The 15,340-nt window shown below is 59.8% G+C and carries 13 protein-coding genes and 2 tRNA genes; 11 read left to right on the top strand and 4 right to left on the bottom strand.

The window, feature by feature from the left end; translation table 11 throughout:
• Positions 1-28: 28 nt before the first annotated feature.
• Positions 29-2,932 (top strand): EAL domain-containing protein, encoded by a 2,904-nt coding sequence (locus AC4LFW_RS05340; protein WP_491818166.1) that lies wholly within the window; start codon positions 29-31, stop codon positions 2,930-2,932.
• Between the two features lie 33 nt (positions 2,933-2,965).
• On the opposite strand, the gene AC4LFW_RS05335 is transcribed toward AC4LFW_RS05340, so the two are convergent.
• Positions 2,966-3,412: an Hsp20 family protein gene (locus tag AC4LFW_RS05335; protein WP_491818165.1), complete on the bottom strand. Its 447-nt coding sequence runs from the start codon at positions 3,410-3,412 to the stop codon at positions 2,966-2,968.
• Between the two features lie 116 nt (positions 3,413-3,528).
• Here AC4LFW_RS05335 and AC4LFW_RS05330 point away from each other — a divergent pair, with 116 nt between their 5' ends.
• Entirely contained in the window at positions 3,529-4,275 is a 747-nt protein-coding gene (locus AC4LFW_RS05330; protein WP_491818164.1) for an SDR family oxidoreductase, read from the top strand.
• On the opposite strand, the gene AC4LFW_RS05325 is transcribed toward AC4LFW_RS05330, so the two are convergent.
• Entirely contained in the window at positions 4,272-5,246 is a 975-nt protein-coding gene (locus tag AC4LFW_RS05325) for a tRNA dihydrouridine synthase (RefSeq protein ID WP_491818163.1), read from the bottom strand. The genes AC4LFW_RS05330 and AC4LFW_RS05325 overlap by 4 nt on opposite strands.
• A 175-nt stretch (positions 5,247-5,421) precedes the next feature.
• Positions 5,422-5,742 carry a hypothetical protein gene (locus AC4LFW_RS05320; protein WP_491818162.1) on the bottom strand — a complete coding sequence of 107 codons (321 nt, stop codon included), beginning with the start codon at positions 5,740-5,742 and terminating at the stop codon, positions 5,422-5,424.
• 405 nt (positions 5,743-6,147) lie between these two features.
• On the opposite strand from AC4LFW_RS05320, the gene AC4LFW_RS05315 reads away from it, so the two are divergent.
• Both AC4LFW_RS05315 and AC4LFW_RS05310 read left to right on the top strand, forming a co-directional pair.
• Positions 6,148-6,224: transfer RNA gene (locus AC4LFW_RS05315), tRNA-Met, on the top strand.
• A gap of 172 nt (positions 6,225-6,396) precedes the next feature.
• Positions 6,397-6,473: transfer RNA gene (locus tag AC4LFW_RS05310), tRNA-Met, on the top strand.
• Positions 6,474-6,961: 488 nt separating this feature from the next.
• On the opposite strand, the gene AC4LFW_RS05305 is transcribed toward AC4LFW_RS05310, so the two are convergent.
• A complete protein-coding gene (locus AC4LFW_RS05305; protein WP_491818161.1) occupies positions 6,962-7,180 on the bottom strand; it encodes a hypothetical protein in 219 nt (72 codons plus the stop codon).
• Between the two features lie 59 nt (positions 7,181-7,239).
• On the opposite strand from AC4LFW_RS05305, the gene AC4LFW_RS05300 reads away from it, so the two are divergent.
• The 7 genes from AC4LFW_RS05300 to rfaH are packed head-to-tail and all read left to right on the top strand — an operon-like array spanning position 7,240 to position 15,329.
• On the top strand, positions 7,240-8,013 hold the full coding sequence (locus AC4LFW_RS05300; RefSeq protein WP_491818160.1) for a hypothetical protein: 774 nt from the start codon (positions 7,240-7,242) through the stop codon (positions 8,011-8,013).
• Positions 8,014-8,071: 58 nt separating this feature from the next.
• Positions 8,072-9,238 carry a DegT/DnrJ/EryC1/StrS family aminotransferase gene (locus tag AC4LFW_RS05295; protein WP_491820133.1) on the top strand — a complete coding sequence of 389 codons (1,167 nt, stop codon included), beginning with the start codon at positions 8,072-8,074 and terminating at the stop codon, positions 9,236-9,238.
• Between the two features lie 22 nt (positions 9,239-9,260).
• Positions 9,261-10,790 carry an oligosaccharide flippase family protein gene (locus tag AC4LFW_RS05290; RefSeq protein WP_491818159.1) on the top strand — a complete coding sequence of 510 codons (1,530 nt, stop codon included), beginning with the start codon at positions 9,261-9,263 and terminating at the stop codon, positions 10,788-10,790.
• A complete protein-coding gene (locus AC4LFW_RS05285) occupies positions 10,791-11,720 on the top strand; it encodes a glycosyltransferase (protein WP_491818158.1) in 930 nt (309 codons plus the stop codon).
• A 59-nt stretch (positions 11,721-11,779) separates the two neighbouring features.
• Positions 11,780-13,990 carry a polysaccharide biosynthesis tyrosine autokinase gene (locus AC4LFW_RS05280; protein WP_491818157.1) on the top strand — a complete coding sequence of 737 codons (2,211 nt, stop codon included), beginning with the start codon at positions 11,780-11,782 and terminating at the stop codon, positions 13,988-13,990.
• 19 nt (positions 13,991-14,009) lie between these two features.
• Positions 14,010-14,753, top strand: coding sequence for a WbqC family protein (locus AC4LFW_RS05275; protein ID WP_491818156.1), 744 nt, complete (start codon positions 14,010-14,012; stop codon positions 14,751-14,753).
• 45 nt (positions 14,754-14,798) lie between these two features.
• The gene (gene rfaH / locus AC4LFW_RS05270; RefSeq protein ID WP_491818155.1) at positions 14,799-15,329 is read left to right on the top strand and encodes a transcription/translation regulatory transformer protein RfaH; all 531 of its coding nucleotides are present in this window, start codon (positions 14,799-14,801) and stop codon (positions 15,327-15,329) included.
• The last annotated feature ends 11 nt before the right edge of the window (positions 15,330-15,340 follow it).

Here is a 15,340-nt window from a genome sequence, read left to right as displayed (position 1 = left end):
CCACCGGCCTATCCGACCGAGTCTGTTCATGCCTCCCACTGAGCCCCAAGACATAGCGACCGAAACATCCAATGTTCAGCAGGCGACACCTTGGCAGGACGCCACACAGCTGCTTTCGGTACTTGAAGGCACCGGGCTTGGCGTCTGGTCCTGGCATCCGCTGTGCGGGATGCTGCAATGGTCACGCGGAACCGCAAGGCTGTACGGGCTGGACGATTCCCGGGTGCAGATCCGGCAAGACGATTATCTGGCTATGGTTGCGGATGAGGACAGGTCGCGCATCCAGCAGCAGGTGCGCGCTGCACTGAAAGACAGCAAGGCCCGCTTCGGCTTTCGCCATCGGGTGCACTCTGCAGACATGAGCGTGCGCTGGCTGGAAGTCGAAGGCCAGTGGCAGTCTCATGCTGCGGCTCGTTCGATACTGGTCGGCATCGTCAGGGATGTGACTGACCAGCACGTCCAGGCACAGGCACTGGCGGATAGCCAGGAACGCCTCGAACTGGCATTGGCCTCAGCAGAACTGGGCAACTGGGAATGGCATATACCCAGCGACACCCTGTATGCCTCGACTCGAGCGCTGGAATTGCAGGGTACGGTCAAGGAGACCTTCAATGGCTCGTTCCGGGAATTCTTCCGAAGTGTTGCGACCAAGGACAGGCGGGCCATGCGTGAAGCCTACGGGGAATTGCTTACCGGAAGACGACAAACCTATCTGGCGGTCTACAGGGCAGAACATGCCGACGGCTCGGTTCGCCACCTTGAAAGTACCGCCAAGCTCTACCGCGACGAGCAAGGTGCACCACTCAGGATGGCCGGAATCATCATTGATGCCACCGAACGCGTTCTTCGCGAGCAACGCCTAGCCGCTTCGGAAGCAAAGTTTGCCACCCTCTTCCAGGGCAGCCCCGACCCGGTCTCGGTATCGCGCATACGCGACGGAAAATTTCTTGATGTCAATCCTGCCTTCAGCGCGGTCTTTGGCTGGGCCAAGGATGAAATCATCGACCGCTCGGGCCTCGACATCGACTTCTGGTGTGATGAGGCGCAACGGCAGCTCCTGTTTCAACAAATGAGGCGCGACCACCGTCTCGAGGAAGCCTTGGCGCAGTTTCATACCAGGGATGGTCGCGTGGTGACCTGCGTGGTTTCCAGCCGCTTCGTACGGATCGATGATGGGTTGTGCGTCGTGACGACCTTCCGCGACATCACCAAACGGCAACAGGCCGAGGCGGCACTCAAGGCCAGCGAAGCGAAGTTTGCCAAAGCATTCCACTCCAGCCCCGACGCGATCATCATCAGCGACCGTGAGAGCGGTCGCTTCATAGAAGTCAACGAGGGCTTCTATCGGCTTAGTGGATACCTCGCCGAGGAGGCCATCGGCCGTACGTCGACCGAGCTGGGCATCTGGCCCGGCAGTCAGCGCAAGGCGATCCTCGAGCGGCTGAAGCGGGAAGGACGCGTCTCGAACTGGGAGATGACTGGCCAGGATCGCTGGGGTCGCTCGAAGCAGATCGAGGTTTCGGTCGAGCCCATCGAACTCAACGGTATCGACTGCCTGCTGCTGTCGGCGCGGGACATCAGCCAGCTGAAGGCCGCTCACGCGCAAATTCATCACCTGGCCTATCACGACCCACTGACCAACCTGCCCAATCGTGCCTTGCTGATGAATCGACTGACGCAGCAAACCGCGTTGCACAAGCGGCATAACCTTCGCGGCGCCCTGCTCTTTCTCGACCTCGATCATTTCAAGCACATCAACGACTCGCTGGGCCACCCTGTCGGTGACGGCGTGCTGAAGATGGTCACGGCGCGGCTGGAGGCCAGCGTGCGCCAGGAAGACACCGTGGCTCGCCTAGGCGGCGACGAATTCGTCGTGTTGCTGACCGGCCTAAGCGGCAAGCGCTCGCAAGTCACCCGGCACGTCAGGCAAGTAGCCGAAAAACTGCGCACGCTGCTGGCCGAGCCCATGGTCTTCGAAGGTAATCAGCTGCAGGTCACACCGAGCATTGGCATTGCGCTTATACCGGACCACGGCGAAACCCCCGCCGACCTGCTCAAGCGCGCCGACATCGCCCTGTATCGCGCCAAGGATGCCGGGCGCAACGCCATCCAGCTGTTCCGCACGACCATGCAGGAGGAGGCGAGCGCCCGCCTGCAACTGGAGAACGAACTGCGCCGGGCCTTGCAGCGCGGAGAGTTCGAGCTCTATCTGCAGCCTCAGGTCGATGCCCGATCAGCCACTGTCGTCGGTGCCGAAGTCCTGTTGCGATGGCAGCATCCGGAACACGGCCTGCGTGCGCCCGGACAGTTCATCGACGTTCTCGAGGAGAGCGGCCTGATCATCGAGGTTGGCGCCTGGGTGATCCGCGAAGCCTGCCGTCTCGGCGCCCTGCTCCTGCAAGGCGGGCTGGTGCAGCCGGAGCGTTTCAGCTTGTGCGTCAACATCAGCCCCCGGCAATTCCGCCAGGGTGAGTTCGTCGAGCGCATAGTCGATACGCTGAGCGCGGCCGGCCTGCCGCCGCAGATGATCAAGCTGGAAATTACCGAGGGCATCGTGATCCAGAACCTGGACGACACGATCGCCAAGATGCGCCGCCTACAGCGGCACGGGGTAAGCTTCGCGATGGATGATTTTGGCACTGGCTACTCGTCGCTTACCTACCTCAAGCGTCTGCCGGTGGATCTGTTGAAAATCGATCAGTCGTTCGTTCGCGATGCGTTGGACGATACGAACGACGCCGCAATCATTCGCGCCATTGTCGCCATGGCCAAGAGCCTGGAACTGGACGTGATCGCCGAAGGTGTAGAGCTGCAAGCACAGCTTGACCTGTTGCAGCTGCAGGATTGCCATCTGTATCAGGGCTACCTGTTCAGCCGGCCAGTGCCGTTTGCAGACTTCAGCGCGCTGTTGCGCAACGACAGGAAGTCCTGAACAAAAAGGGCGTCTCGCGACGCCCTCTTCAGATCAGGCCTGCTCCAGCGCCGGCCGCTCACCGTTGATCGGGATGCGCTTGGGCTTGGCTTCTTCCGGCACGATGCGCTCGAGCTCAATGGTCAGCAGTCCGTTGTTCAGCGCGGCGCCCCTGACCTCTATGTGGTCAGCGAGGCGGAACGACAGCTTGAACGCGCGCTGGGCAATGCCCTGATGCAGGTAGGTGACGTTGTCACTCCCGTTTTCGCGCTTGCCGCCAGTGATGGTCAGCACGCCGCGCTCGACCTGCAGATCCAGGTCGGAATCCTGAAAGCCCGCAGCTGCTACGATGATGCGGTACTGGTCATCACCGTGTTTTTCCACGTTATAAGGTGGAAACGAGCTGTTGGCGTCATTGCGCAAGGCCGACTCGAACAGGTCGTTGAAACGATCGAAGCCAATGGATTGGCGAAACAGTGGAGCCATCGAGAAATTGGTCATTTTGCTATCTCCTGATATTCAGCGAGTGGTACATCCAGGACCCGAATTCGGCATCCTGTGATGCCCTAGATAGGTGCCACACGCTGATTTTCAAGACCGTCCGTCGGAGTTTTGACATGTCGAAAGTGATGCTGATAACAGGCGCGAGCCGCGGAATCGGTGCCGCCACGGCGAGGCTGGCAGCGGCCGAAGGGTACGCGCTGTGCCTGAACTATCATCGGCGCCAGGACGCGGTCGAGCAGCTGCTGCACCAGGTGCACGACCTTGGCGTGCGCGCGATCGCCGTCGAAGCGGACATCGCGGACGAGTCCCAGGTCACCAGGCTGTTCGCGGCCGTCGATGCCGAATTCGGCAGACTCGACGTACTTGTGAACAATGCGGGCATGCTGGAGCGCCAGATGCGCCTGGACGAGATGGACCGAGCGCGACTGGAGCGGGTTTTCGCGGTAAACGTCTTCGGCAGCTTTTCCTGCGCTCGCGAGGCAGTGAAACGTATGTCGACGCGTTACGGCGGGCACGGCGGCGCCATCGTCAATGTCTCCTCCATCGCGGCGAAGCTTGGCGCGCCGAACGAATATGTCGACTACGCGGCAGCCAAAGGGGCGATCGACAGCATGACCCTTGGACTGGCCAAGGAGGTCGCTGCGCAGGGCATTCGCGTCAACGCGGTACGGCCGGGCGTGATCGACACCGAAATCCATGCCAGCGGCGGCGAACCCGGACGGGTCGAGCGGGTGAAAGCGGGCGTTCCGCTGGGTCGTGGCGGTCATGCCGAGGAAGTGGCCGAAGCGATTCTCTGGCTGGCAAGCGATAAGGCCAGCTACACCTGCGGTGCTTTGCTCGACGTCAGTGGTGGCCGCTAGACCGCCGTTTCAAGACCTGGCGCCTGCAAATCGATACCCAGTAGCGCGTCGAGACGCTGGCAATCGTTCTCGCGACGAAGCTGGTCGAACAGTGCAACCGCTTCAGGATAGCTACGGGTGAGCATGGATACCCATTGCTTGAGGCGGCCCGGCGCGTAGCGTGGTGACATCTTCCGCCTGGCCTGCAGCCAGAACTCGGCCAGCAGCGGTTGCAGCGTGCTCCAGCCCATCGGTTCGACAGTGCCGCCCCGGCTCGCAGCGCTGATCTGCCGTGCCAGGTCCGGCCGGCAAACCAGGCCCCGACCGAGCATGATGTCCTCTACCCCGCTGATCTCCCGGCAACGACGCCAGTCCTCGAGCGACCAGATATCACCGTTGGCGTACACCGGGACCGATACCACGTCCTGGACCCTGGCCACCCATTCCCAGTGCGCCGGCGGCTTGTAACCGTCGACCTTGGTCCGGGCGTGCACCACCAGCTGCTCAGCACCGCCATCGACCAGGGCCCTTGCGCAGTCAAGCGCGCCGTCCGGGCTGTCGTAGCCCAAGCGCATCTTTGCCGTGACAGGCACATGCGCGGGCACGGCCTTGCGCACCTCATGGAGGATCGAATGCAACAGCTCCGGCTCCTTGAGCAGAACAGCGCCGCCCCGCGACTTGTTGACGGTTTTGGCCGGGCAACCGAAGTTGAGATCGATCGCGGGCGCACCAAGCGTGCAGGCGAATGCAGCATTGTCGGCGAGGCATAGCGGGTCCGAGCCCAGCAGCTGCACTCTCAGCGGCGTTCCTGCACGGGTCATCGCCCCGCTATCGAGTTCAGGGGCCAGCTTGCGGAAGCTGGACGGTGGCAACAGCCGATCTGAGACGCGGATGAATTCCGTGACACACCAGTCGACATCTCCGACGCCTGTCAGCACGTCACGAAGAATGTCGTCGACCAGCCCCTCCATGGGCGCGAGGGCGATTTGCATGGTACTGACCAATCGAAAAGGGAGGGCATTGTACGGAGCAACGCGTGCCGAAGAAACGTTGCAGTACAGACCTGGGCAACCTCTTCGTCGCCTTCACGGGGACCAGGCGCAGAGGCGATTCTATGTTCGCTGCATAAGCGACTGGCACAAAGCCCATCCCTCAACACACACCGTGCTATTCGTCCTCATGGTCGCCTAGCGTGGGGCGCTGCCTATGCTCCATATCCGTGTCATTGTCCCCATGCGCCGACTGATCGTAACGCTGCGGTCGGCGCTCATCCGTGTCGTGCTCGGTTTCGCCATTTTTAGGCTGTTGAAGCCGATCGATACCCTCCCCCAAGCCCATGGAGCCGTTGCCCAGGGTTCGATTGGCGGCGCCGGTATTCTGCGCCAGCTCGATCGCCCCTAACGCCTGCACAGGCGCGTCTTCGGCCATTCCCTGCGCGGCGGCCATTGCGATCAGGGCACCGAACATCACGGTTGAATAGTTTTGCATGAGGTTCTCCTCGCAAGATTGCATATGGATTTAGGCAGCACCGCTTTCGGTGCGTGCGCCATAGGCGACCGACGGCGATCGGAACCGTAAACACATTGGGGGGTCAATTCGGTTGAGAGCTGATATGTCTGGTTAGAAAGGAATCGAACACATGATCACGCCGGCCCTGGTAATACTCTTGATGGTCATCGGCTGGAGCAGCGCCGCCTTCGCAATGCTCTGGGGGATGCTTCGAGTCACTCGTCACCATCTGCGTACCAGTCCGGAGGTGAAGCAATCCACTCCCGGACAGGCCCGAAACAACCAGCCGCCGCAGGGTATTACGTTAAGTACTTGAATCTGAATGGACGCGGCCAAATAAACCCGTGACAGCCAGGCCGAAACCTGTAGAATGCGCCCCACAGACGCGGGATGGAGCAGTCTGGTAGCTCGTCGGGCTCATAACCCGAAGGTCGTCGGTTCAAATCCGGCTCCCGCAACCAAATACGAAAAGGCCACTCACACGAGTGGCCTTTTTCGTTTGGCGATGCTTCTGGATCGCAGCTGGAAAACCGGCGCAGGTGATACAGCCAACGCTAAATAGCTGATACGAAACCTCTTTATCCCCGGCACGGTTGACAGCAGGCAGGCAGCCTGTAGAATGCGCCCCACAGACGCGGGATGGAGCAGTCTGGTAGCTCGTCGGGCTCATAACCCGAAGGTCGTCGGTTCAAATCCGGCTCCCGCAACCAAATACGAAAAGGCCACTCATACGAGTGGCCTTTTTTCGTTTCGCCTTTAGCTGGCCCCTGCCCTTATCTTCTTTGCTTCTGGTCTCGTCTCGTTTTTTATTCGTTACTCGACTAAAGGCTACCTGCAACTAAGTTGATAGACCGAACGGCTTAGATCAAACAGTTGATCGCCCGCCAGATACAAGGCTCTACCTGCTAACAACAACGACAAAAACTTCCACAAGACTTACTTAGTCGGCCTGCCGTCGCCGTTTCGCTTATTCCGGGCCCGATAATTTTTTTGTTTTTTGATCTTGACCGCCCTCAATTTTTGACTGATAACTACGTCACAGAAAAAAACGAGACAGGATGTTTCAGAGCCGCAATCGAAACCTACTCAGTTAGTCGGACATTGCCGCCGTGAACAGTTTGCAGGGATTGCCTTCCCTTTGGTGTTGATTTTCTCAATACCGGCAAGAGTACCTTTCTCCGAATGCTTATCTCGAACCCTAGCCGAGTGCGGTAGCTTTGCCCGCTTCAAGGCCAGGCCAGTCGGGCTTCCGGACGGAGAAAACAAAGTCTGTAGCGAAGCGGCCAACCGGGCCGGTGGCGGTAGCTTTGCCTAAAGCAAAGATTACGACTGCATAAGGCAGCCAGGGCTGCCTGATTAAAAGCATGATCAATAACAAGCACTTCTCCTTGATTAACTCGCCGTAATCAAGGGCCATGCTGCGTGCCGACCTGTAACTTTAATTGTGATCGCTTTATTACCAATCAGGAGTAAGCCGTGAGCACGACTTTTCGCAGCGTTGATATTGCAACCCACCAGTTGATAGTTAGGGAAATGGACAGCACTGGATATTCGTGCATCGCCAACTTCCTCACCGCTGAACAGCTCGCCAAGTTGCAACATGAAGTTGAGATAGATGCCAAGAAACATCACGGAGAATATTTTGCGCACCATGGCGGCGCAGCAATCGAGCGGTCTCTGTTAGGCGTTCTAGGCGCTTCGCCGGAGTTTCGCGAAATGCTGGCCAGCATCTATATGGAAGGCGTGGGTAAACCAGCATTCAGCGACACCATTTACCCGGTTCTGCGTTGCGTACAGGGCGGTACGGGACGACGGGAATCCAACTGTTTCCATTACGACGCAAGTCTTCTCACCGTTCTGCTGCCGATCGAGATTCCTCAACAAGGCAAGGATCGAGGCGACCTGATCGTTTTTCCAAACCTGAGACGGGTTCGCTCAAGTGTCTTCATGAACGTACTCGAAAAACTGTTGATCCAGAACAAATGGAGCAGAGCGCTCATCACGACCGCCATCAAACGGGGATGGGTGAAACCAACGAAGCTGCAACTGGTTCCCGGCAACCTGTACATGTTCTGGGGCTACCGAACCCTGCATGCGAACGAGCCGTGCGACCCCAGCAGCCGCCGAGCGACCGCCATCTTCCACTACGGCGATCCGCACGCCGGCAGCCTTACCACCCGGCTGATCCTCAAGCTGAACCAGCGCCGGGCCCGCCGCGCTACCGCTGCAGGTGCACAACCGACCACCTGACGATATTCGCTTCGCTCGTTACGTCATCCTCGGCAAAACCACCGATAAGGACATCGAGATGATCAATGTCACCAAGTCGTATCTGGGCAACAAGTCCAAGTTCCTGAATTACATAGACGCTATCTATTCATCGGGTTGGCTGACCAATCACGGCCCTCTCGTGACGGAGCTCGAAGCGCGCCTGAGCGACTACCTTGGGGTCAGGAATATCATCCTGACCAACAACGGTACGCTGGCACTGCAGATTGCCTACCGGGCACTGGGTTTGACCGGCAACGCCATTACCACACCGTTCAGTTTCGTCGCCACGGCCAGTTCGCTGCAGTGGGAGGGTATCCGCCCGGTATTTGCCGATATAGACAGGGCTACCTGGAACCTGGACCCCAATGCCATCGAGGCGCGAATCGACAGCGACACCAGTGCGATCGTGGCGACGCACGTGTTCGGCAACGCCTGTGACGTGGAAGGCATCGCGCGCATAGCTGATCGGCATCGTCTGAAGGTCGTCTATGACGGCGCCCATGCGTTCAGCGTGCGCTACAAGGGCGAGTCGGTTTTCAACTGGGGTGATGTCGGCACGCTCAGCTTTCACGCCACCAAGCTGTTCCACACCATCGAAGGCGGTGCCATCGTTACCAACGATGACGCACTGGCTGCGAGAATACGGCTGCTGTGCAACTTCGGAATCGTCGATACCGACATCATCGACGGCATTGGTATCAACGCCAAGCTCAACGAGTTTGCTGCGGCCATGGGTCTTTGCATCCTTGATGACATGGCGCTCATCCTGGAAGCACGAGCAGAGATCGCCGACCGCTACGAACGCGAGCTGGGCGACTACTTCGACCTGCAGGTCCAGCAAGCAGGGTCTATGCGCAACCATGCCTATTTTCCCATCGCCGCTGCAGACGAAGATCATCTACTGCGTTGCCGAAGCGCCCTGAACGCCCAGGGCGTCAATCCGAGGCGCTATTTCTACCCGTCGCTCGACACGCTCGGCTACCTGCAGCCGCAAGTACCACAGATCCAATCGCGAACGCTGAGCCGGCGGGTGCTTTGCCTGCCCATCTACCCTGGGCTATCCCGTCATACGCAAAACACCATTATCCAGACCCTACTGCAGCAGCCGTCACGGCACGCACCAGCCCAGCCTGAACACTTCTGGCCGGCAACAAGCGCGCCCGACCATTGTTTCAGCGATATCCAGTACACGCACATTTCCTGATTGACCGACCCTGGCTGACGTCATGCCTGATTCCCCAAGATTATCGATGCTTCGCAACACCGGACTCAGCTATGTCGGTCAGGCCTATGCGTTGCTGGTCGGCATCCTCATCCTGCCCTTCTACCTGGAGCACCTGGGGGCTGAAGCCTATGGTTTGATCGGATTCTTCACCGTCCTGCAGGCCTGGTTGCAGTTGCTGGATGCCGGCCTGTCCCCGTCCCTGGTCCGTCAGATCGCACATTTACGGGGCCGGTCCCAGACCGCGACGATGCGCTATCAACCGGGTCGGCTGCTGCGCTCGTTCGAGATCCTGTTCCTGCCTGTGGCGTCGTTAACCGTGCTGGGCATCGGTCTGTCGAGCGGCTGGATTGCCCAGCAATGGCTGCAAGCACAGGAACTGAGCACCGAGACCATCATCCGTTGCATCAGCCTGATGGGCCTGATGATCGGCCTGAAACTCTACGCGACGCTTTACAAAAGCGGCCTGCAAGGGCTGGAACTGCACGCCTGGTTGAACGGTGCAAATATCGTGATCGCCACGTTGCGCTATTTCGGTGGTCTTTTCCTGGTCGCCTACGTGAGCCAGGACCCGCTGGACTTCTTCCTGTTCCAGGCGGTGATCGCGTTTATCGAGACCTCCATATTCGCAGCCAAGGCCTACGCGCTGATGCCCAACAGGAGCTGGCTGACAGGCTTCGACTGGGCCGTGGTGAAACCGGTGCTTCCCTTCGCCGCGGGAATGTTTGTCACCTCGCTGCTATGGATCGTCCTGACACAGCTGGACAAGGTACTGCTTTCCAACGTCCTGCTGCTCGAACAGTACGGCTACTTCTCCCTGGTGGCGCTGATCGCAACAGGGCTGATGACATTGACCAACCCCTTGGTACAGACGTTATTGCCGCGGCTGACCATGCTTGTTGCCGAAGAGTGCATCGCGGACATGCAGGCGCTTTACCTGAACGCCACCCGTTTCGTCTGCAGCCTGCTGTTTCCACTGGCCGGGGTGATCGCTTTCCATTCGGCTGAATTGATCCTCGCCTGGACCGGCGATGCCGAGGCTGCGAACTGGAGTCGCAACATCCTCCCCTGGTATGTGCTGGGAAGCGCAATCATGGCCATCAACGCTTTTCAGTTCTACCTGCAGTACGCCCACGGCCAGCTGCGGCTGCATGTCTGGTTCAGCCTGATCTCCGCGGCCCTGAGCATTCCGCTGGTCATCTACGCGACCATGCAGCACGGCGCCTATGGCGCGGCGCTCTCCTGGTTCGGATTACGCATGCTGACGTTCCTGATCTGGCCTTCGATCGTGCATAAACGCTTTGCACCTGGCCTGCACAAGCAGTGGTTGCAGGACCTGCTGCGCATCACCGCCATGACCGGCCTGGGGCTGCTGATCGGCGAGCCGATTTTCAATGCCATCGCCAGCGACAACCGCTTCGACACCTTGCTGGCCTTGGCCATCAGCGGGCTGATCTGCCTGACGCTGGTCACCTTCACCTCCAAGCCGGTAGTACTGCGGATTTATGTACTGATGACAAAGTCGAGCCTATAGATGAACACGCCACTCAAGAACGAACGCGAGCTGATGGCAGGCTGGGGAGCCTGCCATGAACCCCTGCTGACCATCGTCTGCCTGGCCTATAACCACGCAGCCTTTATCAGGGAAACGCTGGACGGCTTTCTTCGGCAGGAAACGGATTTCCCCTTCGAGATCATCATCCATGACGACGCGTCGACGGATGCAACCGCAGCGATCATCCAGGAGTACGCAGCGTGCTATCCGGAGATCATCAAGCCTATCTACCAGCAGGAAAACCAGTACCGCCTGGGCGTTCCCTTCAGTACGCGGCTGTTTGCGCTCGCTCGCGGCCAGTACATCGCCTACTGCGAAGGGGATGACTACTGGACCGACCCGCGCAAGTTGCAGATCCAGGTCGATTTTCTCCAGCAGCATCGCGACTACGTCATGACCTATCACGATGCCTTCATGTTCAACAGCCAGGGGGTCGTGCGCAGCCCGCACCTGCAGGGCCGTTTCCGGCAGGACGCCAGTGCCCGGGAATTAATGCAGGCACGCTACGTTTCGACCCTCACGGTGTGTTTTCGCAACCTTATTCATGAGCTTCCACCGGAGTTGCACGGTGTCGAAGTGCTGGACATCTGCTGGTGGTCGCTGCTGGGCGCCTATGGCAAGGGCAAGTTCATCGAGTCGATCAAGCCGGCGGCCTACCGCGTCCATGATGGTGGCATTTTCTCGATGCGCAGCAGCAAGCAGCGCATCCAGATGACCATGCACGCCTACTACAGCCTCGCCCGTTACTACCACCGGATCGGCAAGCAGGACCTCTATGAATATTTCCTCGTTCAGGTGTTCACCCACGCGCTGTCGCTGATTTCACCGCCGCGCAAGCTAGAGGCGCTGGGCAAGGTATTCCAGAACATCAGCATCAACCTGTTGCGCCGCCTGAACCCAGGCACATGAATCCACGCACCGGCACCCTTTACCGTAACGATGGCGAACCATTCAAGGAAGGATCCCCAATGACAGTCATGACCCGCTCTTCGTTGGAGTACGACGCGGACAATCGCATCGACCTGGCGCGCATCCTGCGCGTGGCCTTCGATCACAAGGCCCTGATTTTCACCATCACGGCCATCTTCGCCCTGCTTGGCGTTGCCTACGCGATCGTCGCCACGCCGGTGTATCGCGCCAGTGCGATGATCCAGATCGAGCCGAAGAAAACCGGCATCACCGGCATCCCCGAGGCGGTGACCAAGCCGGACTCGGTGTCCCAGGCGGTTACCGAAATCGAACTGATCAAGTCGCGCTCGGTACTGGGCCGCACCGTCACCGATCTCAAGCTGTACATCGAAACCAGGCCCAAGTACGTACCGTTGCTGGGTGGCTACATTGCCCGCCTGCACGATCCGGTCAAGGACGGCGAGCTGGCCGCCCCCCTGTTCGGTCTGGATAGCTACGCCTGGGGTGGCGAGAATCTGGATGTGTTCCAGCTGGATGTGCCGGAAGCCTACCTCGGCGAGAAGCTCGTCCTGCGTGCCGGCGCGCAGGGCAGCTACAGCCTGTACGATGCCGACGAGAAGCTGCTGCTGCGCGGCGCCGTCAACGAAGCCGTCAAGCATGAAGGCTTCCGCGTGCAGATCGCCGAACTGAAGGCGCGCCCGGGCACCGAATTTTCGGTGGTGCGCAGTCGCCCGCAGACCACTGCGCTGGGCTATCAGAAGCGACTGAAGGTCGGCGAGGCGGGCAAGGATTCCGGGATCATCTACCTCACCCTGGAAGACCCGGACGCGGACAAGGCCAACCGCGTGCTCGACCAGATCAGTCGCCTGTATGTCCGCCAGAACATCGAGCGCAGCTCAGCCGAGGCAGCACAACGGCTGGAGTTTCTGCGCTCGCAGGTACCGCTGGTTCGCAAGGAACTGGAAAAGGCCGAAGCGGCCCTCAACGACTACCAGACCAGCGCACAATCGGTGGACATCAGCATCGAAACGAAAGGCGTACTGGATCAGATCGTCGCGCTGGAAGCGCAGATCTCCGAGCATAATCTCAAGCGCACGGAATACAACCAGCTGTACACCCCGGAGCACCCCACCTACCAGACGCTGATGAAAAAGATCGGCCAGTTGCAGGCGCAAAAGGCGGCGCTGATGGAGAAGATCGACACCCTGCCGATGACACAGCAGGAGCTGTTGCGCCTGAATCGCGACATGCAGGTCACCACCCGTACTTATACGCTGCTGCTGGACAAGGCGCAGGAACAGGACATCCTGCGGGCCGGGACCATCGGTAACGTGCGGATCATCGACAACGCCTATTCGGTGGTGGAGGAACCGGCCAAGCCAATCAAACCACTGGTCGTGCTGGTAGCCATCTTTGTCGGGCTGCTGGTGTCGGCCATGGTGATCCTCTTGCGTCAGGTGTTCTACCGCGGTGTGGAAAGCCCGGAAACCATCGAGCATCTCGGAATACCGGTCTATGCAGCCCTGCCCTTCTCGGGCAAGCAGGAGCAGCTGCACAGGCTGCGCAAGATTCAGGACGGTCGCAGCAAGCTGCTCGGCCGAGCCGACCCCGCCGACCTGGCCATCGAGTCCCTGCGCAGCCTGCGCACCAGCCTGAAGTTCGCCATGCTCGAGGCGCGCAATCAGGTGTTGGTGATCACCAGCCCGACGCCTTCGGTGGGTAAATCCTTCGTCGCGAGCAACCTGGCTTCGGTGATCGCCCAGGCGGGTCAGCGTGTGCTGCTGATCGACGCCGACATGCGGCGCGGTTACCTGGCGGGCATGTTTGGCATGGCACCGCGCACAGGCCTGTCCGATGCACTGGCCAGCGGGCTGCCCCTCGCTGCGGTGGTCAACAAGACCGACCAGGCCAACCTGCATTTCATCGCCCGCGGCCACCACGCGCCAAACCCGTCCGAGCTGTTGATGCATGACAACTTCGCCAAGCTGCTCAGGGACGCCGAGCGTGAATATGACTTCGTCATCGTCGACACCCCGCCGGTGCTCGCCGTGACCGACGCCGTCCTGGTCGCCCAGCTGGCCGGAACCTGCCTGCTGGTCGCCCGCTTCGGGCTGAGCACCGCAAGCCAGATCGAGGCGTCCAAGCGCCGCCTGGCGCAGAACGGGGTACTGCTCAAGGGCGCGATTCTCAACGGCGTCAAACGCAAGGCTTCAAGCGGCGCCTACGAAACCGGCGCCTACGGTTACTACAGCTATTCGCAACAAGCCTGATGTCAGCGAGGGAAACGCCATGACCAGAACCGTCGCCATGATGCAACCCTACCTGTTCCCCTACCTCGGATATTTCCAACTGATCGCGCGCAGTGATGTATTCGTCCTAGGTGACGATCTGCAGTACGTCAAGGGTTCATGGATGAACCGCAACCGGATCCTGGTCAACGGACAACCGAAGCTGGTGACCTTCCCGTTGCGCAAGGGCAACCAGTACGACCGGATCAACCAGCGCTGGCTGTGCGACGACTTTGCGCAGGAAGCCGAAAAGCTGCTCAAGACAATCGAGTACGCCTACGCCCGCGCGCCGTACAAGGCCGAGGTGTTTAGACTGTTGCGAGAGATCCTGATGCATCCGGAGCGCAATCTGGCGCGCTTCACCGAGCACTCGATACGCCGTATCTGCGCTTACCTGAACATCGTCACACCGATTCGCATCGGCTCGGAACTGGGGCTTCCTGCGCGTATGGACAAGCAGGAGCGGGTCGTCAGTATTGCCCACAAGCTGGGTGCCGAGCTGTACATCAACCCTATCGGCGGTCTGGACCTCTACTGCCCCGCCTATTTCAGGGCACATGGCCTGTTGCTGCGCTTTCTCCGGATGGATGAGCTGAGCTATACCCAGCTGAACCAACCCTTCGTGCCCTCGCTGTCGATCATCGACGTGTTGATGTTCAACAGCCGGAGCGAGGCCCAGGCCTTGCTCAAGCGCTATTCGCTGATCGAGGGCGTCGAACAGCAAGCCACGCTGCAACGGGCATAGCGACCTGTAAACGGACACCGCTTCACTCTCTAAGGATGGTTCTTCATGGCAGCGCAAAGCAGCAGCCCACGCTGGTACCTGATTCAGACCAAACCGCGGCAGGAACAGCGCGCCGAGGAGCACCTGCGGCGGCAGCATTTCGAATGCTACCGCCCGCACAAGCCCGGTTCGGAAAGCCGAAAACCCACCGAGCCCCTGTTCCCCGGCTACCTGTTCATTCGTCTCGATCGGCTGGAGGACAACTGGTATCCAATCCGCTCGACCCGCGGGGTCGCCCGCGTGGTTTCCTTTGGCGGCGAGCCCACACCGGTCCGCGACGAAATCATCGAACAGTTGCGCCAGCGCATCGCCACTGGGACCGAGCCGGCCGAATCGCCGCCTTTCAAGCCCGGCGATCGAGTGCAGCTGGTGGGCGGGAGCTTTCAGGATCTTGAGGCGATTTTCGTCAGCACAGACGGGGAAAAGCGCTCGGTGATCCTGTTGAATCTGCTGCAGAGGGAACAGAAAGTCCGCGTCCCGACGCGCTATCTGGAATGTAGTGCCGTAGCGGTCCCTGGTGGACCTGACGGCATCTGACTGATCGATCC

The organism is Stutzerimonas sp. C6.4V, assembly GCF_058536345.1.
This window is presented reverse-complemented; position numbering and strand designations above follow the sequence as displayed.

What these genes read in the sequence shown, in the direction of transcription:
- AC4LFW_RS05275 (WP_491818156.1), top strand. Translation starts at nt 14,010, where the DNA reads ATGACCAGAACCGTCGCCATGATGCAACCCTACCTGTTCCCCTACCTC.
- AC4LFW_RS05290 (WP_491818159.1), top strand. Translation starts at nt 9,261, where the DNA reads ATGCCTGATTCCCCAAGATTATCGATGCTTCGCAACACCGGACTCAGC.
- AC4LFW_RS05295 (WP_491820133.1), top strand. Translation starts at nt 8,072, where the DNA reads ATGATCAATGTCACCAAGTCGTATCTGGGCAACAAGTCCAAGTTCCTG.
- AC4LFW_RS05305 (WP_491818161.1), bottom strand. Translation starts at nt 7,180, where the DNA reads ATGGCCCTTGATTACGGCGAGTTAATCAAGGAGAAGTGCTTGTTATTG.
- AC4LFW_RS05330 (WP_491818164.1), top strand. Translation starts at nt 3,529, where the DNA reads ATGTCGAAAGTGATGCTGATAACAGGCGCGAGCCGCGGAATCGGTGCC.
- AC4LFW_RS05335 (WP_491818165.1), bottom strand. Translation starts at nt 3,412, where the DNA reads ATGACCAATTTCTCGATGGCTCCACTGTTTCGCCAATCCATTGGCTTC.
- AC4LFW_RS05325 (WP_491818163.1), bottom strand. Translation starts at nt 5,246, where the DNA reads ATGCAAATCGCCCTCGCGCCCATGGAGGGGCTGGTCGACGACATTCTT.
- AC4LFW_RS05320 (WP_491818162.1), bottom strand. Translation starts at nt 5,742, where the DNA reads ATGCAAAACTATTCAACCGTGATGTTCGGTGCCCTGATCGCAATGGCC.
- AC4LFW_RS05280 (WP_491818157.1), top strand. Translation starts at nt 11,780, where the DNA reads ATGACAGTCATGACCCGCTCTTCGTTGGAGTACGACGCGGACAATCGC.
- rfaH (WP_491818155.1), top strand. Translation starts at nt 14,799, where the DNA reads ATGGCAGCGCAAAGCAGCAGCCCACGCTGGTACCTGATTCAGACCAAA.
- AC4LFW_RS05285 (WP_491818158.1), top strand. Translation starts at nt 10,791, where the DNA reads ATGAACACGCCACTCAAGAACGAACGCGAGCTGATGGCAGGCTGGGGA.
- AC4LFW_RS05340 (WP_491818166.1), top strand. Translation starts at nt 29, where the DNA reads ATGCCTCCCACTGAGCCCCAAGACATAGCGACCGAAACATCCAATGTT.